We start from the raw sequence: 25,127 nt of genomic DNA, 5'->3' as shown, positions 1-25,127 counted from the left end.
GAGAAAAACCATGAAACAGCTGTATCACCAACGCATTAGCTGCCCTCACTGTGGTCATCACATCTTTGTGGATTTAGATACCAGTGAAGGCGATCAAGATTACTATGAAGATTGCGCGGCTTGTTGCAACCCGATTCACCTTAACATGCATATTGACGAAGCCATCAATAAATTGGAATTGAGAATCGACAGCGACGACGAACAAATATTTTAATCGATGCGATTTAGCGTGTTTTTTCTTAAATAGTGTTCGACAGTATTTACGATTGTGTAAGTTTGCTGGTCGACTTCAATATTGAGCTTATCGCCCATTTTCGTGCGGCCAATATTGGTGATTGATAGGGTTTCTGGAATTAAGTGTAACCAAAAACCGTCTTCGTCTACTTGCCCTACTGTTAAGCTGGCACCGTTTACCGATATAAACCCTTTGTAAAATACATATTTTGACCAATCTTTGGCGAGTACCAGCTTAATTTTAACGTTTTCAGCTGTTCTTACAATTTGGTCAACAGTCGCCATATCATGAATATGGCCAGAAACGATATGTCCACCAAGTTCAGTACCAAAGGTGACTGATCTTTCAAAATTAACTTTGTCACCACATTTAAGGTTGCCAAGGTTAGTGAGCTTAAGTGATTCATCAATAACATCAAAACTAACTTGGCCTACTACATCTGAGCGACTCGTTTCGAACTGTACTACCGTCAAACAACAGCCATTTACTGCGATACTCGCTCCAATAGTTAATTGCTGCAGGTACTCATTACCCACAGACAAAACCAAGCGCATCACGCCTTCATTTAAAAGAGTACCAACCACTGACGCTTGAGTTTGAACAATACCAGTAAACATGTTTTTTCCGAGAATAAAATTATGCGCCTAGTTTACCCTAACCAATTCCTGCCTGAAACAATATGAAACAAGTTATTTCATAGATAAAAAGCTAAAACTTCAATAGAATACATTTTTTCAGAATTACCGAGTTTTTTATGAAGTTCGAACTTTGGGAAGCCAAAAGACTTGTGCGACTGGCAACGCCAGTTTTCCTTGCTCAAGTGACATTGGTACTAATGTCTGTTGTCGACACCATGATGGCGGGACAAGTAAGCCCAAGTGATTTAGCCGCTCTATCCATTGCCACTGGCGTGATGAACCCGCTAATGTTTTCTTTGCAATCAATTCTACTGGCAATCACTAGCCTCGTTGCGCATAGTTATGGTGCTAAAGATCAAAGCAGTATAAAACGCTTTTTTCAGCAAGGCTTATACCTCGCGGTGGCTCTGTCCAGTTTGGGGTTTGTCGCGAGTTATTTTACGCCAGGCCTATTCGCAAGTATTGGTACAGAGCCGCATATTGCGCAACTCGCACAAGATTACATTGATTATGTAAAATATGGGCTCGTTGCATTTTTGGTGTTCTCAGTATACCGAAATGTAACTGAAGGTATGGGCAATACCAAAGTGGCATTTTACATCGGCGTATTAGGTCTGTGCATTAATGTCGTTGCCAACTACATTTTTATCTACGGCAAGCTAGGTATGCCGGCACTTGGAGGCGCGGGCTGCGGTGTTGCTACTAGTATTGTTATTTGGACTATGGCAATCACTCAAATTTGCTACAGCCTCAAAAGCAAAACAATAAATGGAAAGTGGTTATTAAGTGACTTTATGAGACCACATAAAGAAACATTGCTACAAATTTTTAAATTAGGCTTACCCATTTCGTTCGCTACTTTTTTTGAAGTGACTTTGTTTGCTTGTATTCCTTTATTTATTGCTGATCTAGGCGCTGTTGCTGTTTCAGGGCACCAAGTTGCGGCTAGCGTTACAATGATTCTATTTATGCTACCTTTGAGTTTATCAATGGCAATTGGTATTCGAATAGGCAATATCAGTGGTCAAAATGACGTACCGAAACTAGTTAATAGTACGTTTACTAGCTTTATGCTAGCTATAGTTATTGCAGCATTTGTTGCACTTGCTACCTACATTGTGAGAGATGACATTAGTTGGCTATACACTCAAGAAAAAGAAGTAGCATTGCTTGCCTCGAGTATTATTGTACTTGCTTGTGTATATCAACTACCCGATGCGCTGCAAGTTGCAGCAAATGGTGTGTTAAGAGGTTTAAGGTACACTAAACCAATCACCGGAGTGACATTTTTCTCCTATTGGATAATCGGCTTTACTTTGGGTTACGTATTAGCAAAAACAGATTTAATTGTTCCAGCAATGGGACCCACTGGCTTTTGGGTAGGCATTATCGTTGGATTGTCAGTCGCTGCCATATTACTTATTTACTTCGTTAGGAGAAAGCTCGTTGAAATGCAAGCTACTAGTAGCGCTTAGTATATTTTCACTGGGGTGCACACCTGCCCCCAGTGATTTGAACAAAGAGTATAGCCAACGTCTGGCAAACGTTTTGGAAACTGATGCGCCCGATATAACAAAGCCCACATTCAACAAGCTACCTATATCTCCCCTACCTGCATCCAAATACAAGATATCAGTCATTGATTTAGCAAAGCTTGGTCATTGCCGTGTTGCAACACATATAGCAAGCCACAACAATCAGTTAGGAAAACTAGCGAAACCCAGTGAGGTGTTTAAATACAACGTAAACTTTGTAAGGTATGCGCAAGAGTGCATTAAACACAAAGACACAGACTCAGATGTACGAGAAATACTAACCAAAGCGCATGCACAAAAAAAGGCGGACCTTCCAGCCACTCTGGCACATGTATTTACCAACGAGAAAGAGCTAACGCAGTTCCTTTCTTTGACCTTTAATGAGATTACTTACGACACAAGTAACACAGAGATCAAAGCTCAGGAAGCGCTTTCGACACTTTCCAAGCTCACCAATAGCTTGAACTCCCCACATCTAATAGAAGAACAAAGCCTGACCACCGCACTGGAAAAGCTCAACAACAATCACTACGTTCAATCTCTATTGACCAGCACCAAAAAACAGATAGCGTGGAATAGGAGCAGCACTAAATGGTTGAATCAGTTTTCTCTAGAGAACACAGTGTGTCCTGAAGGGAAAAATAAGAATAAAGCTAAGGTCCTAAATAACGTATTCCAAAAGTACTACATTCAAGATGTTCAGGCTTATCAATCAAAGTTGACTCAACGTCTACACTCAATCGAGCCGTATTTTAAAACCTTTTCACAAACGTTTGGATCAGATACATACCCAAACCCCATAAGCCCCTTACTTAAAGAACTAAAACAATCTGCGAAACAACATGTATTTTGGTGGCAAAGGTTCTACAAAGTGTGCAAAGTAAAACCATTGTGATCAAAAAAAACTCAGACAAACAAAAATTTAGCAAAGATACTTGATCCTAAGTTCAGAGCACTATATATTAGCCGCCGTTGCACAGAAACACTGTGTATTAGTACGACCGTAGCTCAGTTGGTTAGAGCACCACCTTGACATGGTGGGGGTCGGTGGTTCGAATCCACTCGGTCGTACCAATTTAACAATATTAGATTACAAATATAATACGACCGTAGCTCAGTTGGTTAGAGCACTACCTTGACATGGTAGGGGTCGGTGGTTCGAATCCACTCGGTCGTACCAATCTAATCTTGTTAAATTATTAAATTTTTATACGACCGTAGCTCAGTTGGTTAGAGCACCACCTTGACATGGTGGGGGTCGGTGGTTCGAATCCACTCGGTCGTACCAAACATTTTATCTTTATACAACCGTAGCTCAGTTGGTTAGAGCACTACCTTGACATGGTAGGGGTCGGTGGTTCGAATCCACTCGGTTGTACCATAAATGCATAACCCCTACTTTCTCTATTTATCATCTACACTGAATTTCCCATAATAAAAACGCTTGTGAATTAAGCCCAATGACATTTTTTTAATCATTTTTTCCAACCAACTCCAAGGGTTCCAATAACCTTATATCAATGCCTGTGTATTCTTCGAAATTTGCTTCATTCATATGATACCAGACAGGTGTTGTATTCTCAGAAAAGCGCACTACGGCGAACTCATGTTCAAAGTGTTTATCGCCAATACCTTTAGGCCAATGATCTACCCAAATTAGCTGATTTTCTCGTTCGACTTTTTCATCTTGCTCTTTCCCTGTATTTAATTTTAAGTAGTACTTTAATCCCTTGAGTACCAAAGCGCCTGCTATTGCCCATGCTTTGCTTGTTTTATTATCGGCAATAAACGTCTCAACGGCGGATATTACTGAGCTTTTGGCGAGTTGAGCATCCATTTGTTCAACAAAGAAGCGGTTTTTTTAATATCAGTATAAATATGCTCGATCCTATTTGTTGTCGACGTCCCTGTATTTTCGGGTAAAGCTGTACAAATACCAATGTGCCTATCATTATTATCGATAAAGATTCGTATACGGCATTGTCCAGCAGAGTTTTTCCAAAACCCTTCATATTCATATAAAAAATCTTCAATTTTACGCATTATCTTGTTTCCTTTGCATAACTCATCTATGTCTAATTCTGAGTCAAGTGTTCTTAATTTTGATTTTTGACTAAGGCTACTTATAAAAAATGAAACCCCAGCTCTTAAATTTTAAGCCCCGAAATTGAGACGTAATAGTCTGTAATACCCTTTTGTCCCCACTCCTCTAGGATGTTAAAAGCCCACAATCAACGAATTAATTATGAAAGGAGTTCATCATGAACTACACATTAAAGTTACCTCTGGTTATGGCGGCACTCATGCTGTCAGCATGTAGTAGTTACAACGACCGGCAAACTACCCACAACGACACTCAAAAGTACCTAGTTATTAATGGGGGAACGATAATAACAATGCAAGACGGTATGCTTTCAAAGAACCCAAAGCATATCTATGGAAAAGATTACTCAGTACTGGTAAAGAACAATAAAATCGAAGCCATTGGAAAAACAACAGAAGTCGTTAACAGTATCCCTCAAGGTAGTCAAATCGACTACTTTGATTTGAACGGTCAGACATTATTACCTGGTTTCATTGAACCCCATGCTCATTTACAAATCACAGTTGCAGGTGCACAGTTCGCGGATTTAATGCCCTGCCTTCCTGATAAGTACCAATCCATATATGAAAAAGGCTATGGTGTGCTTTTCAAAGAAAATGAAATTGATGGTAAGACCAAGCCATGCTTACTTTACCTTGAAGATGCATTGAATGCTTTAGCTTACCAAGGAAACCAAAGTAACGTTGCACCATGGTACATTGGCAACGGGCTGGATCCATCTCGAATGCAATTCAATACAGACACTGACCTAACAGAAAATGCTGAATTCTTAGCCTACCCAGCCAAATACATCGAACAAGTAAAACCTTTGAAAACGAATCCTGTCTTTATTTTGGATCAATCCGGCCATCTCGCCTATGTAAATCAGCAAGCATTTAAAACTGCGGGAATTTGTGGCACCAAATTTGATATTACACCTCAACAATTTGAGAACAAGACGGGTATGCAGCCAAGTAAAGAGCAAGTGGATTTTATTACTCAAAACCAAGGAAAACAGATCCTTTGCGGTGGTACTAAAGTAGAAATGGTCGAATCACAGAATTTGGCTAAATTTCAATTTGGCTTTCCAGATGGTGATTGGCAAATTGCGGAATATGAAGAAGGTAATAACGATTACTGGGTATTCTCCGGCTTGTTAAACGAAGAATCAGCCTTTTACCCCCTACTTAACACGCTGATTGATAAAATTAAAACTCCATCAGAACAAGAAAGCGACATGCTCCATGTGCTAAACATTGCTTCTCAACAAGGAGTCACAACCTTCACCGAGGGAGGAGGTTCTAGCTATGAGATGATTAAGAGTTATCAAAACATGGCTATGTCTCCTGACATGCCGACAAGATTGAGAACGCTGTATACTTGGGATGGCAATTTGTGTAGCCCTGATACAGATATGAATAAAAACTGCCATCAAAAAGTACCTTTTGATAATGCCCAATATAAAGGTTTATTCTCTGCTGAGGGGATCAAGCTTTGGTCTGATGGTTCAACTCAGGGGTGCAGCGCTAGTTTATCCGAATCATATTCTGATACAGGGCTTTGTGAAACGGCTAAAAATGGGCACGCAAACTACACCAAGGATCAAATGGTTAAAAACCTGAGTAAATTCGCTAAAGATAATTGGTATATTCATATACATGCAAATGGCAACCAAGCTATTCAAAACTCAATTGAGACATTCAATACACTTGCCGTGAAGCATAGCAATTATAAACAGTTACCAAGCGTGCTGATCCATTCAACCGTTAATGGAACAAGTGACAGTCCAGTACATATTCCTGATTTAATTGAACAAAATCGTAATGGTAATGTGCCCAACCTATCTTCCAGCCACCTAATTGGCCACGTCGCATACTGGGGTGATTCGTTTAAAAATGAACTTGGCGACAAGCGCGCTAAACATATTAATCCAACGCATACTGAATGGGAAAAAGGGATCCCACTATCATTGCACAGCGATATGTCTATAACTCCGCTCTACCCACTGTGGTTTATGGAACAAGCTATTACAAGAAGAACTTGGAAATACCCTCATTTGAACGGAAATGGAATTCCATTAAATAAAAGTGAAAGTTTATCTCGTTACCAAGCCTTGATGGCCGTCACCATAAACCCAGCCATGCAACACAATATTGCGGATAAAGTGGGCTCGATTGAAGTAGGAAAACTAGCTGATTTTGTGGTTTTAGCTGAAAACCCAATGGACGCTAATGCCGTTAAGAATACTGACATTCACAACATACAAGTTTCATGTACATTTTTAAATGGTAAAAAAGTCAAATGGTACAAAGCTGACAACAAAGATGAAGTGCTAAACACGCCAAATTGTACGTTTGAAACCAACGTCGGTGCGAAATACATCGCCAATCTAAATTAAGTTATCAAATTTGAGAAAGTAGCCAGTGATCAACGAGGCTACTTTTCAGGCAACAATTAAAATAGGAGAATCACATAATGACAACACATAATTCCATATCCAACTTCATTGCAACTGTAGACCGAGAAAAACTCGCTAGCTTAGTTGATGCAATTAACGAACAAGATAGTTCAGGAAGCGTATTACGCGGTGCGCTCTCCCTTGAAGATGCCGATCAAACGATGCGAGATATGAATACACTACTTTCATCTGCCACTGGAGCCGCACTTGCAAAGTTTCTTGAGTCGGGCGACATCAAATACTTAGAGGCGCTTGAAAACTTAAATCACCAAGCCAAAGCTTCTACAGAACACTTTATTGAACTGTACGAGTCCGTATTGAGACAAGGCTAAGGCATAACCGCTAAATTCAAACAAACATTTGAGCTGTTGGGAGAAAATTTAATTTCGCATTTTTATCCAAGTCACCGCCTAACTAGTACCCGAAGGCCATTGAAGTAATAATGGCCTTCTTCCAAACAAAATAACAATCACAGAACATGATTCTTGATACACACAGCGAGAACCTTTTACGATTGATAACTTTTTAAGTAAGCAAGAGTGTCAAAGCTACATTGGCCATGCTGAACAATTAAGGTTCAAATCGGCTGATGTAGATATAGGGGATAAACGGGTCATTATGAATGATATTAGAAACAATGAACGTATTGATTGGATGTCAAACTGCCTCGCCGAAGTATTGTGGCAAAAGCTTAAACCGTTAAAACTTCTCCAACTTTAAAGCAAACATGCTGCTGGGCTTTCCCATAAGTTTAGGTTTTATCGTTATTTGGAAGGACAAAAGTTTAACATGCATAAGGATGGAAGGCAGAAAGTAGATGGACACCAAACAATGATGACTTTACTTATCTACTTAAATGACAATTATGATGGTGGTAGAACGACCTTTAGGCAAGACAACATAGAGGGATGCTTAAAACAGGTAAAGCCCTTCTATTTGAACATCATTTATGGCATCAAGGTGCAAAAGTATACGCTGGGTGCAAATACATACTTAGAACTGATGTCATTTTTAAAGCATAAAAATTAGAGCCAACCTCTTAGCTGGCTCTTTCTGCTTTTCATGTTGCTTTAAACACCCAACAAACTATTTAAAGCAGGGTGCACCTGCATTTTCGCTTTCTCTTCAGAGTATGGCGTCACTGCAAGCAACGGACAATTGAGTCTTTGTTTAAGCGTTTCTATGTTGGCATCATACTCCGCCATATTTGGGTCGATTTGATTTGCTATCCAACCAACACACTTTGCGCCTGACGCTTCAATAGCTTGTAACGTCAAAAAGGCATGATTTAAGCAGCCTAATTTCATACCTACAACTAATATGACTGGTAAGTTTTGCTCTGCAACCCAAGTGGACAAAAACTCTTCTTCATTGATAGGAAGCACCCAACCACCAGCACCTTCTACCAATGTAAATTCAGCCCCAAGTGTCGAGACATCAGCTAGTTTATTGGTAAGATCCTGCTTTGAAATATGCACGTCGACCCTACTCGCAGCAATATGTGGTGCTATTGGTGGAGCAAAACAAAAAGGGTTGATTTGTTCGTAGGTACCGTGAACATTTGCAGCCTCCATTAATGTCAGCGCGTCTTCATTCACTAGTTCTCCAAACGCCTCCTCTGCTCCCGCAGCAATTGGCTTGAATCCCAGGGCTTTTTTCTTTTTAGATACCAAATACTTAAGTAGTAAACTGGTAACGTATGTTTTTCCAACTTCGGTATCTGTGCCAGTAATAAAAAATTGACTCATTATTTTGTTAACTCCAAAAACGCAACTTCATAACTAACATGGGCACAATCTCCATTCATAGGATAGGACGCCAATAAAGCTTGATAGCTTTTCTTACCGACGAGCCCTCTTCTATTTTCATTTCCACTGAGCTGATTCGCGCCAATGTTTTTTACCGATTTCAAGGCCTCTTTCGGTGAATCGAACATGTCGACCAAGCAACGTTTACTGACTGAGCGAACACCAAAACCTGCATCTCGAGCGGCTTGCAATAGGTATTCAAACTCAATGAACTTATTCACATGGCAATGGGTATCGACGCCCTTCCATGCAGCGGCAATCTCTCTCAATGAACCGTCAACCACAATAGAAAGGTGAGCCCTACCATTAGACTTTAAAACTTCATGAAGCTTGCTAAGAAGTTTTGGTAAGTCACTACTCCATTGCATTGCAAAATTACTAAAAACACAATCAAACGAGCTTGGCAAAAAAGGCAAATTATCCATATCTGCACATACTTTATAAGCTTCCTTTGGTCCTTGGTAAAGCATGTTTTGGCTTAAATCTAACGCCACCAATACGTCACTTTTTTGGGATAACGCTTTATGGTGTTGCATCGGCCCTGCTCCCAAATCAAGCATGCAGCCATAATTTTTGTTCATGCTTGCCAGTAATATTTCAGCTGAACGCTTTTGTACGTTTGCATGCTTTAAATATTGAGCTGATGCCCGCGAGAATTTATCTGCGACTTGCAATTTTAGCGCGGCACTCATAGAACATCCTCCAAACACCTTACCAAGTATTCGATGTCTTCTTTCTCATGTTCAGCAGTCAAAGTTACACGTAACCTTGCCGTATTGTAAGGTACTGTCGGTGGTCTAATAGCGGTTAACCATATACCATTTTTAGCAAGCGCTTGCTGGGCTTGAAGCGTATTTTCTGCGCTTCCTAAAACTATAGGCTGAATTGCGCTTGTTGATTCTTGAAGTGGGATCCCGGCATCAAGCGCAATGCGTTTAAACAACTCAATATTAGTGTGTAAACGACTTCTTGCTTCCTCACCATCGCATAAGCGGGATAACTGTGTAGAAGCAATCTCAACCAATGCGGGGGACATTGCTGTCGAATAAGTATACTCACGATTAAACTGCAACATATAATCAATCAAGCGTTTACTCGCAAGTACCGCAGCACCTTGGCAGCCCATCGCTTTACCAAAGGTTATGACGAGTATATCGGGTTTTACCCCGCTTTCAATTGAGCCAAGACCATTGCTGCCACAAACGCCAAAACTGTGCGCATCATCGACCATCAACCAAGCTTCATGCGTTTGACAAAGATTTTCTAGCGCTTGAAGAGGCGCGCCATCACCATCCATTGAAAATATGCCTTCGCTGACAACTAACTTGTTCTCGGCATTGCTTTTTTCCAACCTAGCGCGCAAATGCCCCATATCGTTGTGATTAAATCGAATAAGCTTAGCTTTACTATTTAAGCTGCCATCGATCAGACTTGCGTGGTTTAGTTTATCTTGAAATACAGCACTGACTTGACCAACTTTTGAATCGTTGAACAATGCACTAAGAACGCTGAAATTTGCAGCAAAGCCACTAGCAAACAACAAAGCTCGCTCATACCCAAGCAGTTGACAGAGCCTTGCCTCTAACTGTCGGTGTGTTCTATGGTACCCAGTCACTAGAGCGGAACTTTTACTACCAGCACAAAATGTGGCAGAAACAGTTAAGTCTGCTAAGCCCAAATAGTCATTACTAGCAAAGTTTAAGTATTTTAAACCATCAACTTGGATATGCCTCGCCGTGGCTTTTTCTATGCAAGTGCGCTGACGCAATAATGCATCTTGCGCCCTTGCATCAAGCGCATGCTCTATAAATTCAAACGCCATTTATTTTGCTTCGTAAAACAACTCAGAAGTTGCCTTGTCAGCAATTGCTGAGTTCAAGGATGCTTCATATGCTTCATCTGAGTAGTCTTCACGCGTCTCAGGCTTCATGCCCAGCTTTTTCAGCAAGTTCATGTCAGCGTCAGCTTCTGGGTTCTCAGTTGTTAATAACTTATCACCATAGAAAATTGAGTTGGCGCCAGCAAAGAAACACATAGATTGCATTTGTTCATTCATTGCTGTTCTACCAGCAGACAGTCGAACGTAGCTCTCTGGCATCATGATACGTGCAACAGCAATCGTACGGATAAACTCAAAATGGTCTAAATCTTCCACGTCCTCTAGTGGCGTACCTGCTACCTTGACCAGCATATTGATAGGCACACTTTCTGGTTGCTTTGGTAAATTAGCCAATTGCATTAACAAACCAAAACGGTCTGCGGCTTGTTCGCCCATGCCTACAATCCCTCCTGAGCATACCTTCATGCCTGCATCACGAACATGGTCAATAGTATTTAGACGATCTTGGTATGTACGTGTCGTGATGATTTGCTCGTAATACTCAGGTGATGTATCCAAGTTGTGATTGTAGTAGTCAAGGCCAGCTTCTCGTAACGCATGCGCTTTTTCATTGTCTAGTTTGCCCAGCGTCATACATGTTTCTAAACCAAGTGCGCTAACCTCTTTTACCATTTTTTCAATGTATGGCATGTCTCTGTCTTTTGGGTCGGACCAAGCAGCACCCATACAGAAACGTGTAGCGCCCTTTTCTTTTGCTAACTTAGCCTGAGTGACTACTTTTTCAACTTCCATTAATCGCTCTCTTTCTAGGTCAGTTTTATAGTGACCTGATTGAGGGCAGTATTTACAATCTTCAGGACAAGCACCTGTTTTAATCGACAACAATGTAGAAATCTGCACTTCATTTTGTTTGAAGTTTTTACGATGCACACTTGCGGCATGAAAAAGCAGATCGTTAAAAGGCATTTCAAATAATGCTTTTACTTCATTGTGTTTCCAATCGTGACGAACGATGCCATATTCCATAACTTATTCTCTTCTTTTCTGGTTCTTTTTTCGCCAGACAATTTGACGGTGATTGGCTTAGTCTACTTCTTGCTTTACTATTGTCAACGACACAGACTAGCAAAAGGTTTACAAGTGAATAATAATCAATCGATAGATTTAGATTTTGATAGAGAGCATATCTGGCATCCATACACTTCGATGATAGATCCTCTTCCTGTTTATCCTGTTACACGCACAGATAAAAACAGAATATTTCTTGAAACCGGTGAATCGTTAGTCGATGGAATGGCTTCTTGGTGGAGTGCCCTTCACGGTTACAATCATCCAAAACTAGTTAAAGCTATGACCGATCAAGCAACGACCATGAGTCATGTTATGTTTGGCGGTATAACTCATGGCCCAGCAGTAAATCTGTGTAAAAAGCTTGTTGAGATCACACCAAAACCACTACAAAAAGTGTTTTTGGCAGATAGCGGGTCAGTCAGTGTTGAAGTCGCTATCAAAATGGCGTTGCAGTATTGGCTAAGTCAGGGGCTCAGCAACAAAACAAAGTTAATGACGGCAAAAAAAGGTTATCATGGAGATACGTTTGCGGCGATGAGTGTGTGTGACCCTGTAAACTCAATGCACAGTATGTATCAGGGCTTCTTACCTGAGCATATATTTGTCGATGCCCCACAATCTGGTTTTAGCCAACCGCAAAGTAAAACTGAACTTGCAGCATTAGAAAGCGCGTTTCAGCAACATCATCAAGATCTCGCCGCTTTTATCATTGAACCCATAGTCCAAAATGCAGGTGGAATGAACTTTTACAATGCAGAGTATTTAAAAGCATTGAGAACACTATGCGACAAATATGATGTACTTCTAATTCTCGATGAAATAGCCACAGGGTTCGGTCGTACCGGTAAGATGTTTGCCTGTGAACATGCTGACATTGCACCAGATATACTTTGCATAGGTAAAGCGCTCACGGGTGGTTGTATGACCTTATCTGCCACGCTGACAACCGAACAAGTTGCACTGGGTATAAGCCGCGGAGAAGCCAAAGTCCTGATGCACGGCCCCACTTTTATGGGTAATCCACTCGCATGTGCCACTGCACTTGCTAGCCTTGAACTTCTGCAAGAAACAGACTGGCAAGCAAATGTTGGAAGAATTAACCATGCCATGCAAAGCTTACACCGCTGTGCAACACTGGATGTGGTTAAAGAAGTGAGAACCCTTGGCGCAATTGGGGTTGTTGAGTTATTTGAAACAGTAGATGTCGCTAAGATACAAAAGTTTTTTATTGAGAAAGGCCTATGGATCCGACCTTTTGGAAAGCTGATTTACATCATGCCACCTTATGTCACGCCAGACGAAGATATTGAGAAACTTAGTGTGGGGATCTATGACGCAATTGAGCAAAAAGCCTATTAGATAGACTACCTTCCGGTGCGAGACATACCTTGCATCGGATTTTACTTCTTTCGACTTTCAGAAAACGATTAAATTTCTCTCTAGTCTGTATATAATCCAAGCACATACAAAGAAAAGTATCACTTTTTCAGTATCTTTGATGATTTGTACCTGAATTTACTTCAAGTTTTTGCTACAATACGCCTCTTATTTTTAATCTAGCAAGCCGAGAAGTAGTAAGTATGCAACAATCCGTTCAATTGCAGCCGGCAGAGGCCTATCAACCACCTCGCTTTACTGTGTATCAACACCGTCAAATTGATAAAATCGAGCAGCTTGACAAACTGCCAGAGCACCTTCGCTTTCAAATGAAGGTGGTTGCTAATGTTTTTCCTTTCCGTGTGAACAATTACGTTATTGACGAATTGATTGACTGGGACAAGGTACCAAATGATCCTGTATTCCAGCTCACCTTTCCACAGCGTGGCATGCTTGATGATGAATCTTATGATGAAATGGCAGCGTTGTTAAAGCGTGACCATACGCCAGAAGAAGTATTTGAGCTTGCTACTAAGCTCAGACAAAAGCTAAACCCGCATCCAGCTGGTCAAATGGACAAAAACGTACCTTCTTTTGAAGGTGAAAACGTGGCGGGTGTGCAGCACAAGTATAAAGAAACTGTATTATTCTTCCCTGCACAAGGCCAATACTGCCACTCATACTGCACCTTCTGCTTCCGTTGGGCTCAGTTTGTTGGTAAAGCAACACGCTTCAATAACAATGACGAAGAGTTATTGCACAGATATTTAGAAGAACACACAGAAGTGACTGACCTTCTAATGACCGGTGGCGATCCAATGGTAATGCGTACAGTTAAACTGCGTAAGTACCTTGAGGCATTAAAAGAGCCAAGATTTGATCATATTCGTACTATTCGTATAGGTACTAAATCTTTGACATTTTGGCCGTTTAGATATGTAACTGACCCGGACGCGGAAGACTTATTAGCGTTAATTAAAGAACTAGTTGATGCGGGCAAACATGTATCTTTCATGGCTCATGTAAACCATAAACAAGAATTACGTACCGATGTTGCTAAAGAAGCCATCAAACTTATTCGTAAGACTGGCGCTCAAATCCGAACTCAAGCACCACTACTTAACCACTTGAATACAGATCCAAACATGTGGGCTGAAATGTGGAAAGAACAAACTCAGATGGGTATGATCCCTTACTACATGTTCATCGAACGTGACACAGGTGCTAAACGCTATTTTGAGCTACCTCTTCACAAGACTTGGGAAATCTTCAAAGATGCTTACAAACAAGTTTCAGGTGTGAGCAGAACCGTTCGTGGACCGTCAATGAGTGCGGGCCCTGGTAAAGTTGAAATCTCGGGTGTAACAGAAATTGCGGGCGAGAAAGTATTTGCACTGCGCTTTATTCAAGCTCGTAACCCTGAGTGGGTACAACGTCCATTCTTCGCAAAGTTTGATGAGAATGCGCATTGGCTAGACGATTTGAAACCAGCCTTTGGTGAAGAGAAGTTCTTCTGGCAGGAAGAATACGAAGCAATGTAATGCAAAAAAAAGCCGACTCTAGAGTCGGCTTTTTACCATTCAAATATATGAGCCATTTTACTAATCGTCTTTAGTGCCACACCATGTACATTACGCTTGGCGTATAAATGTTGCATCGACTTGTCTTTCACTTCACCGACTATCACTTCTTTTACCTGATAGCCCATCGCTTGAGCAGCGCTGGTATAGGCGATAAACTCCCACTTCTTAATGTTCGTGTTATCCGCAATGACTAATGGTATCCCTTGCGCTAGTGCATTAATGAATCTAGCCAAGTTCAAATTGTGATACTGAGATAGTTTTGATTTATTAAACTCGTAACATCCGTCTTCGTCAGTAAAATAATCATCTGTTGAACATATAGTAAATTGGGAGTCATCTCCCGCAACGAGTTCATCAGCAAGTGTTTGAGCATAATGTGTTTTACCAGAACCTGGCAAACCTCTGAGAATAAAAGCTTGTTTCATTTAATGAAATTTCATTCCGACTATTTTTCTAATTAACTGGGCTATAATGCCATAAAAATGCCCTTTCGCACAGTCTCTTAAGTGCTCAATAACAAAGCAGTTGAGGATTTAAAAAGCATTTTAAAGAATTTTTTTGACATAACCTTAAATTGGTAGTTTTTTTATGTAGCTATCAGGGGTAAGATACGGATTACGTGACTTCACACACTAACAAGCGAATTTCGTTAAATAAAAGCAAGTCACAGCAGAATTTGCGCGCAGCACATTGAATTATGTTTCTGAGTGCATATATAGATAAAAACAAGTTGGGCACAATGGCCCTTACATAATTAATCATTTTGGAGTAAAGATGAGCCACATAGCGATAACGGAGCTACTAGCAGGCACCGTTGCGGTAGACAGCCAAGTTACGATCAAAGGCTGGATCCGTACACGACGCGATTCAAAAGCGGGTATTTCATTTCTTGCCGTCCACGACGGTTCTTGTTTTGACCCTATTCAAGCAGTAGTGCCTAATTCGCTTAATAATTATGAAGAAGTAACTCGTCTTACTGCAGGCTGTTCTGTCGCTGTAACTGGTATACTTGTAGAGTCACAGGGTAAAGGCCAAAGCTTTGAGCTTCAAGCAAACTCTGTTGAAGTACTGGGCTGGGTAGAAAATCCAGACACATACCCTATGGCTGCAAAGCGCCATTCAATCGAATATCTACGCGAGCACGCACACCTACGCCCTCGCACAAACGTAATAGGCGCGGTAACTCGTGTTCGTAACTGTTTATCTCAAGCTATTCACAGATTCTTCCATGAACAAGGTTACATGTGGATCAGCACGCCTATCATCACAGCGAGTGACTGTGAAGGTGCAGGCGAGATGTTCCGTGTATCTACATTGGATATGAATAACTTACCGCGTACTGATAAGGGCGATGTAGATTACAATGAAGATTTCTTTGGAAAAGAAGCTTTCTTAACGGTATCTGGCCAATTGAATGGTGAGACATATGCAAGTGCAATGTCAAAGATTTACACTTTCGGTCCAACATTCCGCGCTGAAAACTCGAACACATCTCGTCACCTAGCTGAGTTCTGGATGGTTGAACCAGAAGTCGCATTTGCTGACTTAAATGACATCGCCGGCCTAGCTGAAAGCATGCTTAAATATGTATTTAAAGCCGTGCTTGAAGAGCGTCGTGATGACATGGAGTTCTTTGCTCAGCGTATCAATAAAGAAGCTATCTCTCGCTTAGAGAACTTTGTAGATAAAGACTTTGCACAAGTTGACTACACTGATGCAATTGAGATCTTAAAAGCGTCTGGCAAAAAGTTTGAATATGACGTTGAATGGGGCGTTGATCTTCAATCAGAGCACGAACGTTACTTAGCTGAAGAACATTTTAAAGCGCCAGTAGTTATTAAAAACTACCCTCGTGACATTAAAGCATTCTACATGCGTCAAAACGAAGATGGTAAAACAGTTGCTGCAATGGATGTCGTTGCGCCTGGCATAGGTGAAATCATTGGTGGTTCTCAGCGTGAAGAACGCCTAGACGTATTAGATGCTCGCCTAGAAGAAATGGGCTTAAATAAAGAAGATTACAGCTGGTATAGAGATCTTCGTAAATACGGTTCTGTTCCTCACTCGGGCTTTGGCCTAGGGTTCGAACGTCTAGTTGCATATGTAACAGGTATGGGTAACGTTCGTGACGTTATTGCATTCCCGCGTACAAAAGGTAGCGCAACATACTAATTTGAAAGCGATTTCAATTAAAAAAGCCCCTTCATAGGGGCTTTTTTACTGGTATTTCTGAATTCCAAGAAAACGAGAAGACTATAAGTTATTACTCAACACATAATTTTGACATGAACCCAGCTCAGTATATCTGTGCGCATGTCCCAATGTTTGAGGAGCAACTCCGTGCAAAGGACCGCCGTTTACACGCCAATTTTTACCTTCAAAGCTTACTACATCACCAGTACTATAAACACTAGGGTATGGCTGCCACTCCTCCGCACATGGTTGGCATTTAGGTAACTCATTTGCAATCACATCTAACAATTTAAAGCCTTCATCCCGTGAGTCTTGGTGCAATTCCCAAATGAAAATACCAGGATAACCGTTCTCAGAAACGAAGTCTGTCTTGGTTTTTAAGAGCTCTGGTGTCTCCCAAAAATGAACATAATTGTCCAACTCATAAGTGCCTTGGTTATAGTCGACTCCTTCCCCCTTTACCATTGTTTCTACAATTTCTCGAGCTGTAAGCGTCTTTACAGGACCACTGCTTAATGGGAAAGACTTGTTGTAAAAAGGGATCCCTAAACTTGTTTTGGATACTTCATACTTGGTGATCATGCTCTGACTCCATTCAGCTGGGTGAACTAATCCACCATGAATATATTCCCAAGCTGCATGGTGGTTCTTTGGCGAGCCGCCCCAACCACCTGTATAGTCGTAAGCCATAAAACGAATAATATCCGCATACTCATCTAAATCTTTGTGGAAGTTAATTCCCGACCAACCACCAGCTTGCACATCAACCGATACCTCTAGATTTTGGGGTAACTTTTCTCTGAGTTCTTTCACCAAGTTCAGTAGATAACCACTTTCAACCGGATTTGGCTGATTGTATGTACTCCAATCTTCCCAATCGACATCAATACCATCTAAGTTATGTAACTTTGCATAGGCAACTAAATTGTCTACTAGATTACTTCTAGCTACGGCGTCCATAGACAAGAAATCCACACCAGCACCGCCAACTGAAATCATGACGCCGGTATTGTTAGCATGGGCATGTTCAACGATATCGTCGATATAACGATCGGCTTCAGTCGTATCTAGAGAGCCATCTGCACGTGGGTATGCAAATGCAACAATGATATGCGTTAGTTGGTCTGTAGCTAAATCTTTTACATCCAGATCACCACCAGCTGGATAGTCCCAAGTTGAATAAAACCCTTCGACTCTAGGACAGTAGTCTGCTGCTAGCGCGTTAATACTTACAGCACTAAAACTCATCGCAGCAATAGCGGCTAAATAACTTTTTTTGAACATAACCTTCTCCATGTTGTATAGAAATTAAATTCCCTTTTTTAATAACATGATTAAAATGCTTGTTATATTGAATTTTTGTAAAGGTTATAGGCTCCCACAGATTATGTGTTAATCCATTTTTGAGCAATAAAATATATAAGTTAATTCGAGGGGGATTATTCTATAAACAAGTCATTCGCTTTTAAACGCATGACTTTTCATCACAGTGGCAACCAATCTAATAACATCAACCCATGCTTGTCTCAGCTCTGGATTCCAGTCATCGCCAAGGCCCTTTTTCAATGTGTATAAAAGCGCATTTCCCACTGGTGTAAAATGAGATGCTTTGACACCATAATTAACGTGCCTTTCAGCAAGCTTCTGTAAAACAGGAACTAAACTATCTAAATCATCTAGAGACCTAACGGCTACTTTGAGTGTCGCCATGAGTTTTTGTCCTTGGCTCTTCATGCTGCTTTTGAAAAGTGCTTTCAAAGATGGGTCATAATGAAAAAGGGTATTATAAAAAATCTCTGCAGCTTGCTCAGCAATTGGCTCTACTTTAGTGAAGCTGTCTTGTACTAATTGCTTTTGTCTTGCGGTAATACTCATAAGAAACACCCCATTCTAAAGACCATACACATACTCTAGTCCGTAATCCTCCCCTCTGCTAATAATTGTGTAAGATTAAATATTTAATTGCTGATTCAATCAATAATTCGGCCTGCATAATGAAAAATTCTAATTGAGAAATGATTTCAAGAGGCTTTTGGCCAAGCCTCTAAGCTAATTAAGGAAGAATTGGTAAACGATATTTAAACTAACAAGGTGTCAACAAACATTTAATTCGTCAAAAGTGACAAGCTTTAATAAAAATAGACAGCACCGAGTGTTGTTATCAAAGTCAAGAACTCAGTACTTCACTCTACTTTTTCCTCGAGTAAAAGTTCGCAAATATGAAGTCTCTTTCTGCGATGCTGGCGTGACAATTAGAACATGTATGTTTAATGGTTGGCTCACTCCCTTTCCCTGCCAGAATAATATTGCCGAGCTTGTCAAATTGAACATACTCCCAGTCACCATAACCATCAGAATAGCCTTTTTGACGCTTTATCATCATAGTAATGGTTAAAGCATCGTGGGGTGCACCGGATTGAGAGGAAAAGTTTTCTTTTAAAACAACGGTACCCGGCTTGTACATCTTAAAGTTGGGCTCAGCTAATTCTTCCTCCTCTTCTTCTTCGTCATAGTCCTGATAATATCTAAGGTATTCGAGGTAATTGTTTTCGTAAACTCTTACATCTTTATTAAGAAAAACGACAATAAATTGCTGCCAGTGCAATCCAGAGTGTTCAAACCCTGTTACTCGATGCCAATCTGTCCGGTAATCTTTGAGCGCTTCCTTGTATTTATCGGGTACTTTGAACGGATATACCTTAAAAGGATCTGCACTTACAGAGCTCGTACCAAAAAAAGCGCTGATACAAAGACTTGCTAAAATATGTTTCATTTCTTAAGCCTTATTTAAGAGCCAATTTTAGAGTCGCACGTTTTTTACCTTTGTACATCACATCAACACTGGTTTCTTGTCCTGGAGCAAGCTTTAGCTCCACAGGCTCATACTTGGGAATTTGCAGCACAAACTCGCTATGTGTACCCACATCTAAGTTAATTGAATAAACTTTTTGCTTTTTGCTGAACGGTATCACCTGGTAAGCATCAGATTGAACATTGGCAATGTAGCTGCGCATTTTTGGATGAATTTTACAGCCAATACGTGTTAGTGTGTTATCAGCCCAATCCGCTGACACTTTTGTCGTTTGGCCCTGATTCATAAGCCCAACATCGAATTTAACGCCCGAATTTGGGTCATTTGCGAAAATATTGTGCTGAAATTCATCTGAATTTTTAAATGTAATTTCGCCCTTTGGTCCGATAACCACTGCTTTCTTATCAAATACTTTATTCGATTGATCTAGCTCTGCTTTTTGTGGCCCAACACCTCCTTTAGCATACACAACCCCTACAAATGATGGTCTTTTAACAAACTCTAACTCGCCTGTCAGCATAGCCGCGTTAGTTGAGAATACTGAACCTAGTCCAATCATTAACATTGCGTACTTTTTCATATCTACTCCTTAATTCGGTAAAATTGGTCTTTCGATTACTACTGGATCAGTCAAAGCTGCCATAAACGCAATCAAGTCTGCTTTTTCTTGTGGATTTAAATTGAGGGGCAAAATGAGCGGACTGACATTCTTTGCATTTACCGCGCCCATGTCATAATGATCTATTACCTCTTCTAAGCTTCCTAATGAACCATCATGCATGTAAGGTGCGCTCATTATGATGTTTCTGAGGCCAGGTGTTTTAAAGGCGCCCTTTAACTCCTTATTTTTATCAATTGCATAGCGTCCTTCATCGCCACTTTGAATACCGATGTTATGAAAGCTATCATCGGTAAAGTTTGCGCCATCATGACATTTAATACACCGCGCTTTTCCCACAAAAAGCTGTAACCCTCTAACTGCTGACATAGACATGGCTTCTTTTTGCCCCGCAAGATATTTGTCAAAAGCCGAGTCATCACTAACAATGGTCATTTCAAAGGCGGCGATTGCTTTACCCACATTTTCGAATGTCATATCACCATAAAGCGCTTTAAATTCTTTTTTGTAAAATGGCACTTTGTTTAGCCTGTCCAATACATCTTTTGGCGTCATTTGCATTTCAACATCTGACACCAACGGACCCAACGCTTGCTCTTGCAAAGAACCCGCTCTACCATCCCAAAAAAAGATGCCTGACCAAGCTAAGTTATAAAGGTGAGGTGCATTGCGACCAAGTATATCTCCGCCACTGCCTATCCCTTTTGCTACTCCATCACTAAAGCCCAACTCTGGATTGTGGCAAGTTGCACAGGATTGGTTTTGGTGCTTTGATAGTCGATTATCAAAAAATAGCATCTTGCCTAATTTAACTTCTCTGTCCGATGGTTCTTCTTCATCTATATATTCGATGTCATCTACATCTGGTGTTGCCAAATTGCCGAAAACAGGCATATCTTTGGCAAATATCTGAGTGCTAAATATTAAAGGTAAAGCGGCTAAAACCGACTTCTTACAATCCATTACTCGTCCCCCGAAACAGTTTGTTTACACATATAAAATTTAATGACTAAACTTTGACCTTATCGAAGGATTGACTATATTTGTCAATAAATCAAAAAATTAGCCCCTTTTAATAAAAGTTTCGCAAAACAGGTAAACGCATTCATTTGACTTTAATTAAGATAGCTAATACCAACTCTGAGACACTCATAAAAACATGATGATTTCTAGATTTGTTCCAGGTATCGCTGCGCAAATGCTATTGGCTTTTGGTGTAATAACATCACTCGGGATATTCAGTAATTTTTTTGTTTATCTAAGCACTGGCACTCTCGCGCAAAACTTCACCCACGTTTCTTCTGTTTCAATTCCTTTGGTTAATGTTAATTCAGATCTCAAAATGAATATTTTGGACTCTTTGATTACATTGGAAGAGCAAATAATAACTGGGAATAACAACACTGCGAAAAGTAGTGCAATTCAGAGAAGAGACTCGGCTTGGCGAGACATTGATGATGACTTTGCCAAGCTTAGCCAATTTTCGAAAGAAACAGGCTTTGATGAAACGAAGCTTAGAAAAATAGAGACACATCTTCAAAAACTGAAATACGAGCAGAAAGTGATATCCGATATCGCAAACACCCTCGATAACGAGCCTGCTGTTAAACTGCTTGTCACAGAGGCTATACCATTGGCAGAGTCTATGGTTGCCCTTCTTGCACAAATAATTGAAATTGAGAAAGAGGAAGATGTAGATGAAGACAGGTTTGAACTCTTCAAGTTGCTGGTTGACTCAGAAGTCAGTTTCGCAACTGCAATATCGGAATTAAGAGCCTTTTTATTAACACGCGAACAAAAAAACATAGATGGATTTGATCAAGCATGGTTTCAAAATAGCGACGCATTCGTTTCGATTTTAGATGACTACGAAGACCTTTTTACTGATGAACAATTAGAACTTTGGAATGCGTATAGCGAAGAACGGGAAAAACTGGCACCAATCACTATTCGAGCCTTCGAAAAGCAAGCGAGTGAAGAGTCAAACTTTGCTAACAATCATCTTAGAACGGTTATCAAACCACTTACAGCGATGATATTTAGTGAACTTCAAGCAATGAACAGACACGTTACAGACGTGACTGAGCAAGGTATTGATGACACGCAGAATGCACTCTCTGATATGTTTATCGTGCTGGCTATAAGCTCCATCCTCACCATAATCATTGCAGGTACGATAAGCGTTGTATTTAGTAACAAGCTCAAAATGCGCGTTCAGTCTCTGCTTTCACGTGCTAAAAATATTTCGGTTGGGGACTTTAAAACCCAAACTGATTATTTCGTTATTCGATCAAACGATGAACTTAACCAGCTCTCAGAAAGCTTTAATCATATGACCCTTTCTTTGTCTTCCACAATTTCAACAGTAAGAAGACAGTCTAGACAGGTGGGGCATTCAGCGCACCAAGTTGCTGCAATTGCCACTGAAATAAGTACCGTAGCTAAAAATGAAAATTCGAGCTACTCGGAAGTTATGCGCGTAATTGAATCATTTATGGATCTTTTGGTTGAGTCTGGGCAGGCTATAGAGCAAAGCCAAGGCGTTTTAGAGCAAGCCAAGACACAAGCAGACACGGGTATTCAGGCGGTAAACAGTAATTTGGACGAAATGAATAAAACGGTGGATGTAGTTACACTTGCTTCTGAAGGAGTAGAAGAGCTTAAAACGGCTAGTGAAGAAATTGAGTCCGTCACAGATGCTATTTCAACTGTTGCAGATCAAACTGCGCTAATTGCACTCAATGCTGCAATTGAGGCCGCTCGTGCAGGTGAACAAGGCCGTGGTTTCGCCGTTGTTGCTGATGAAGTTCGGAATCTAGCGCAAAGAACAGCTAACTCCACTGATGAAATCAGAAACGTTATTTCACAACTTACCAACAAAGTAGGTGATGTCATTCGACTGATGACAGATATTATTCACCAAGTAGATGTGAGTAAGGCTCGTTCAGATGAAAGTGGTCAAGCTCTTAGAGCAATGACAACCACAATAGACAGTATTATTGATTCCAATGACCAAATTGCCCATCGTTCAGACGAGCAAAGCAACCAGATGCTCGAAATGCAGATAAAGCTTCAGCATTTGTTTTCTTCTCTGCAACAAAATGCCGAAAAGGCTCAAATGGTCTCCATGATTGGAGGTGATTTGTATCAGACCTCTGAGCTTGTTAATAGCTTAATGGATGGCTTCCATTTTGACGAAGATAATGATTTAGTTAAGAAAAAGCACGAAAAAAGGCGCTCTGACCGACTTGAAGCTAAAGTCAAAATTAAAATATCACAAGATGATAAAGACTATTCGACAATTACTAGAGAGCTAAGCTGTGTTGGATGTGGGATACGCCTAAGCAGACAGCTCAACCAAGAGTTAGATATCGATTCAGCAGTTATGTTGGTAATGTATTTACCGAAAAAAAATTATAAAGAGTATATGGCTCAAGCGCCGATGAAAATAACAGCTCGGGTCGTGCGCAAAGAAGATAGAGACAGTGAATATACGTATTATGGACTCGAATTTTCGGCAAAAGGAGCGGATCAAAAGGATGCCCTATCTGAGCTCTACGAGTTTTTTGATCAGTAACCATGCTTAAAAAAATACCCAGCCTAAGCTGGGTATCAATATTAATTAAAATCGAGCTTTTAATTAAAGGATTTCTAGTAACTCAACATCAAAGATTAGCGTTGAGTAAGGCGCGATTGAAGCACCCGCACCACGCTCGCCATATGCAAGGTCGTGAGGGATGTATAGACGCCATTTTGAACCAGTTGTCATAAGCTGTAGAGCTTCAGTCCAGCCTTTGATTACACCATTTACTGGGAATTCAGCTGGTTGGCCACGGTCATATGAGCTATCGAATACAGTACCGTTGATTAGTGTTCCGTGGTAATGTACACGCACTGTAGAATCAGCAGCTGGCTTATCGCCTTCGCCTGCAGTAATTACTTCGTACTGTAAACCTGACTCAGTCACAGTTACTTCTGCACGTTTAGCGTTTTCTTCTAAGAAGGCAGTACCTTCTGCAGCAAGTACTTTAGCTTCTTCTTCACGACGAGCTTGGATCTCGCTGTTAATTTTTTCAAAAGCAGCTTGGATCTCAGGGATCTCAACGCGGAATTCACCACCAGTATAGGCATCTTTCATGCCTTCAAATACTGCGTTTAAATCAAGACCTTCAAAAGGGTTTGCTTTTAATTGCTCGCCCATTTGTAGACCGATACCGTAACTCGCTTTACCTGCGTCCGTATTGAATAAATCTGACATATCAAATTCACTTTATTTATCAGCTTAAAAGGACGCGCAGTGTAGCACAGAGAAATCGTAACTTATAGGGCGCCGCTCAAAACGGCACACTATAAATTGAAAAGAAATTAAGATTGCTGTTCTTGATGTCGAGATTTAAGTTCTTTTACAAGAAAAGTAGCGAAAGGCAGAGAAAGCACCAAGCCAATTAAAAGTTCATTACTATAACCAGCTAGTTTATCGCCAAAAAATACGCCGAAGCCTACAATGCCAAATAATGAAATAACAATTGATGCTAAGAAAGGCCATAACTTTTCATATTTTGTCACAAGGTGACCAATTAGTGCGTTATAAAAAAACGTATAAAGTAGCGTTTGCCATAAGGTTGGCTCAGACTGTCCGTCAATTGACATAATGACGGCCATTTGCAAACCACTTAAATAGAAAAAGCTAAAGACAATCCATAGTGAACAATGTTTAACAACATTTTGAGCCATTGAACTCTCCTAACGAAAAAAACCGCCATTAGGCGGTTTTGGGAATGAGGTGGCGGAGAGATAGGGATTTGAACCCTAGATACGCTATTAACGTATGCCGGTTTTCAAGACCGGTGCTTTCAACCACTCAGCCATCTCTCC

General features: G+C 40.6%; 24 protein-coding genes, 5 tRNA genes and 1 pseudogene. 14 read left to right on the top strand and 16 right to left on the bottom strand.

Features of this window, described 5'->3' with window-relative positions; genetic code table 11:
- Window positions 1-10 precede the first annotated feature (10 nt).
- A complete protein-coding gene (locus tag N475_RS08875) occupies window positions 11-214 on the top strand; it encodes a CPXCG motif-containing cysteine-rich protein (protein WP_063357175.1) in 204 nt (67 codons plus the stop codon).
- Here N475_RS08875 and N475_RS08870 read toward each other — a convergent pair.
- Window positions 211-852, bottom strand: coding sequence for a riboflavin synthase (locus tag N475_RS08870; protein ID WP_063357176.1), 642 nt, complete (start codon window positions 850-852; stop codon window positions 211-213). The two genes, N475_RS08875 and N475_RS08870, sit on opposite strands and share 4 nt — an antisense overlap.
- A 137-nt stretch (window positions 853-989) precedes the next feature.
- On the opposite strand from N475_RS08870, the gene N475_RS08865 reads away from it, so the two are divergent.
- The 6 genes from N475_RS08865 to N475_RS08840 all read left to right on the top strand — a co-directional run bounded on the left by N475_RS08865 (window position 990) and on the right by N475_RS08840 (window position 3,789).
- A complete protein-coding gene (locus tag N475_RS08865) occupies window positions 990-2,348 on the top strand; it encodes an MATE family efflux transporter (protein ID WP_063357177.1) in 1,359 nt (452 codons plus the stop codon).
- Window positions 2,320-3,303, top strand: coding sequence for a DUF3080 family protein (locus N475_RS08860; RefSeq protein ID WP_063357178.1), 984 nt, complete (start codon window positions 2,320-2,322; stop codon window positions 3,301-3,303). Before N475_RS08865 ends, N475_RS08860 begins: the two co-directional genes overlap by 29 nt.
- A 102-nt stretch (window positions 3,304-3,405) precedes the next feature.
- A tRNA-Val gene (locus N475_RS08855) sits at window positions 3,406-3,482 on the top strand.
- Between the two features lie 29 nt (window positions 3,483-3,511).
- Window positions 3,512-3,588 (top strand) — tRNA-Val (locus N475_RS08850).
- A gap of 31 nt (window positions 3,589-3,619) precedes the next feature.
- Window positions 3,620-3,696, top strand: a tRNA-Val gene (locus tag N475_RS08845).
- Between the two features lie 16 nt (window positions 3,697-3,712).
- Window positions 3,713-3,789, top strand: a tRNA-Val gene (locus N475_RS08840).
- 90 nt (window positions 3,790-3,879) lie between these two features.
- Here the strand turns inward: N475_RS08840 and N475_RS08835 are convergent.
- Window positions 3,880-4,245 carry a hypothetical protein gene (locus N475_RS08835; protein WP_063365070.1) on the bottom strand — a complete coding sequence of 122 codons (366 nt, stop codon included), beginning with the start codon at window positions 4,243-4,245 and terminating at the stop codon, window positions 3,880-3,882.
- On the bottom strand, window positions 4,215-4,451 hold the full coding sequence (locus N475_RS08830) for a hypothetical protein (RefSeq protein WP_063365069.1): 237 nt from the start codon (window positions 4,449-4,451) through the stop codon (window positions 4,215-4,217). The genes N475_RS08835 and N475_RS08830 overlap by 31 nt, the downstream gene beginning before the upstream one ends.
- A 218-nt stretch (window positions 4,452-4,669) precedes the next feature.
- Between N475_RS08830 and N475_RS08825 the strand changes: the two genes are divergently transcribed.
- From N475_RS08825 to N475_RS08815, 3 genes and pseudogenes are all read left to right on the top strand, one after another.
- The gene (locus tag N475_RS08825; RefSeq protein WP_063365068.1) at window positions 4,670-6,889 is read left to right on the top strand and encodes an amidohydrolase; all 2,220 of its coding nucleotides are present in this window, start codon (window positions 4,670-4,672) and stop codon (window positions 6,887-6,889) included.
- A gap of 77 nt (window positions 6,890-6,966) precedes the next feature.
- Complete coding sequence (locus N475_RS08820) at window positions 6,967-7,281, top strand: hypothetical protein (protein ID WP_063357181.1); 315 nt, start codon at window positions 6,967-6,969, stop codon at window positions 7,279-7,281.
- Window positions 7,282-7,714: 433 nt separating this feature from the next.
- Window positions 7,715-7,978: pseudogene (locus tag N475_RS08815) on the top strand (hypothetical protein); the annotation flags it as partial.
- A 41-nt stretch (window positions 7,979-8,019) separates the two neighbouring features.
- On the opposite strand, the gene bioD reads toward N475_RS08815, so the two are convergent.
- Genes bioD through bioB form a run of 4 tightly spaced genes read right to left on the bottom strand, consistent with a single transcriptional unit; the run spans window position 8,020 to window position 11,623 of the window.
- On the bottom strand, window positions 8,020-8,697 hold the full coding sequence (gene bioD, locus N475_RS08810; RefSeq protein ID WP_063357183.1) for a dethiobiotin synthase: 678 nt from the start codon (window positions 8,695-8,697) through the stop codon (window positions 8,020-8,022).
- Window positions 8,697-9,449 carry a methyltransferase domain-containing protein gene (locus N475_RS08805; protein ID WP_063357184.1) on the bottom strand — a complete coding sequence of 251 codons (753 nt, stop codon included), beginning with the start codon at window positions 9,447-9,449 and terminating at the stop codon, window positions 8,697-8,699. Before N475_RS08805 ends, bioD begins: the two co-directional genes overlap by 1 nt.
- Window positions 9,446-10,579, bottom strand: coding sequence for an aminotransferase class I/II-fold pyridoxal phosphate-dependent enzyme (locus N475_RS08800; RefSeq protein ID WP_063357185.1), 1,134 nt, complete (start codon window positions 10,577-10,579; stop codon window positions 9,446-9,448). Before N475_RS08800 ends, N475_RS08805 begins: the two co-directional genes overlap by 4 nt.
- Window positions 10,580-11,623, bottom strand: a complete 1,044-nt coding sequence (gene bioB / locus N475_RS08795) for a biotin synthase BioB (RefSeq protein WP_063357186.1) — start codon at window positions 11,621-11,623, stop codon at window positions 10,580-10,582.
- Window positions 11,624-11,737: 114 nt separating this feature from the next.
- Between bioB and bioA the strand changes: the two genes are divergently transcribed.
- Window positions 11,738-13,027 (top strand): adenosylmethionine--8-amino-7-oxononanoate transaminase, encoded by a 1,290-nt coding sequence (gene bioA / locus N475_RS08790; protein ID WP_063357187.1) that lies wholly within the window; start codon window positions 11,738-11,740, stop codon window positions 13,025-13,027.
- A 221-nt stretch (window positions 13,028-13,248) separates the two neighbouring features.
- Window positions 13,249-14,586, top strand: coding sequence for a KamA family radical SAM protein (locus N475_RS08785; RefSeq protein ID WP_063357188.1), 1,338 nt, complete (start codon window positions 13,249-13,251; stop codon window positions 14,584-14,586).
- A 32-nt stretch (window positions 14,587-14,618) separates the two neighbouring features.
- On the opposite strand, the gene N475_RS08780 is transcribed toward N475_RS08785, so the two are convergent.
- A complete protein-coding gene (locus N475_RS08780) occupies window positions 14,619-15,053 on the bottom strand; it encodes an AAA family ATPase (protein ID WP_063357189.1) in 435 nt (144 codons plus the stop codon).
- Window positions 15,054-15,402: 349 nt separating this feature from the next.
- Between N475_RS08780 and asnS the strand changes: the two genes are divergently transcribed.
- The gene (gene asnS, locus N475_RS08775; protein WP_063365067.1) at window positions 15,403-16,800 is read left to right on the top strand and encodes an asparagine--tRNA ligase; all 1,398 of its coding nucleotides are present in this window, start codon (window positions 15,403-15,405) and stop codon (window positions 16,798-16,800) included.
- An 81-nt stretch (window positions 16,801-16,881) separates the two neighbouring features.
- Here asnS and N475_RS08770 read toward each other — a convergent pair whose 3' ends face one another.
- The 5 genes from N475_RS08770 to N475_RS08750 form a co-directional block, all read right to left on the bottom strand.
- Window positions 16,882-18,105, bottom strand: a complete 1,224-nt coding sequence (locus N475_RS08770) for a glycoside hydrolase family 18 protein (protein ID WP_063357191.1) — start codon at window positions 18,103-18,105, stop codon at window positions 16,882-16,884.
- A 171-nt stretch (window positions 18,106-18,276) separates the two neighbouring features.
- Window positions 18,277-18,696: a globin family protein gene (locus N475_RS08765; protein WP_063357192.1), complete on the bottom strand. Its 420-nt coding sequence runs from the start codon at window positions 18,694-18,696 to the stop codon at window positions 18,277-18,279.
- A 313-nt stretch (window positions 18,697-19,009) separates the two neighbouring features.
- Window positions 19,010-19,594, bottom strand: a complete 585-nt coding sequence (locus N475_RS08760; RefSeq protein ID WP_063357193.1) for a cytochrome P460 family protein — start codon at window positions 19,592-19,594, stop codon at window positions 19,010-19,012.
- Between the two features lie 10 nt (window positions 19,595-19,604).
- Complete coding sequence (locus N475_RS08755; protein WP_063357194.1) at window positions 19,605-20,213, bottom strand: cupredoxin domain-containing protein; 609 nt, start codon at window positions 20,211-20,213, stop codon at window positions 19,605-19,607.
- A gap of 9 nt (window positions 20,214-20,222) precedes the next feature.
- Complete coding sequence (locus tag N475_RS08750) at window positions 20,223-21,215, bottom strand: cytochrome-c peroxidase (RefSeq protein WP_063357195.1); 993 nt, start codon at window positions 21,213-21,215, stop codon at window positions 20,223-20,225.
- Between the two features lie 196 nt (window positions 21,216-21,411).
- Here N475_RS08750 and N475_RS08745 point away from each other — a divergent pair, with 196 nt between their 5' ends.
- Window positions 21,412-23,829 (top strand): methyl-accepting chemotaxis protein, encoded by a 2,418-nt coding sequence (locus tag N475_RS08745; RefSeq protein WP_063365066.1) that lies wholly within the window; start codon window positions 21,412-21,414, stop codon window positions 23,827-23,829.
- 63 nt (window positions 23,830-23,892) lie between these two features.
- Here N475_RS08745 and bamJ read toward each other — a convergent pair whose 3' ends face one another.
- From bamJ to N475_RS08730, 3 genes are all read right to left on the bottom strand, one after another.
- Window positions 23,893-24,510: a BamJ family beta-barrel-assembly machinery protein gene (bamJ, locus tag N475_RS08740; RefSeq protein ID WP_063357197.1), complete on the bottom strand. Its 618-nt coding sequence runs from the start codon at window positions 24,508-24,510 to the stop codon at window positions 23,893-23,895.
- Window positions 24,511-24,617: 107 nt separating this feature from the next.
- Window positions 24,618-24,986 carry a hypothetical protein gene (locus N475_RS08735; RefSeq protein ID WP_063357198.1) on the bottom strand — a complete coding sequence of 123 codons (369 nt, stop codon included), beginning with the start codon at window positions 24,984-24,986 and terminating at the stop codon, window positions 24,618-24,620.
- Window positions 24,987-25,036: 50 nt separating this feature from the next.
- Window positions 25,037-25,127: transfer RNA gene (locus tag N475_RS08730), tRNA-Ser, on the bottom strand.

This window comes from Pseudoalteromonas luteoviolacea DSM 6061 (assembly GCF_001625655.1).
Taxonomy (GTDB): Bacteria; Pseudomonadota; Gammaproteobacteria; order Enterobacterales; family Alteromonadaceae; genus Pseudoalteromonas; species Pseudoalteromonas luteoviolacea.
This window is presented reverse-complemented; position numbering and strand designations above follow the sequence as displayed.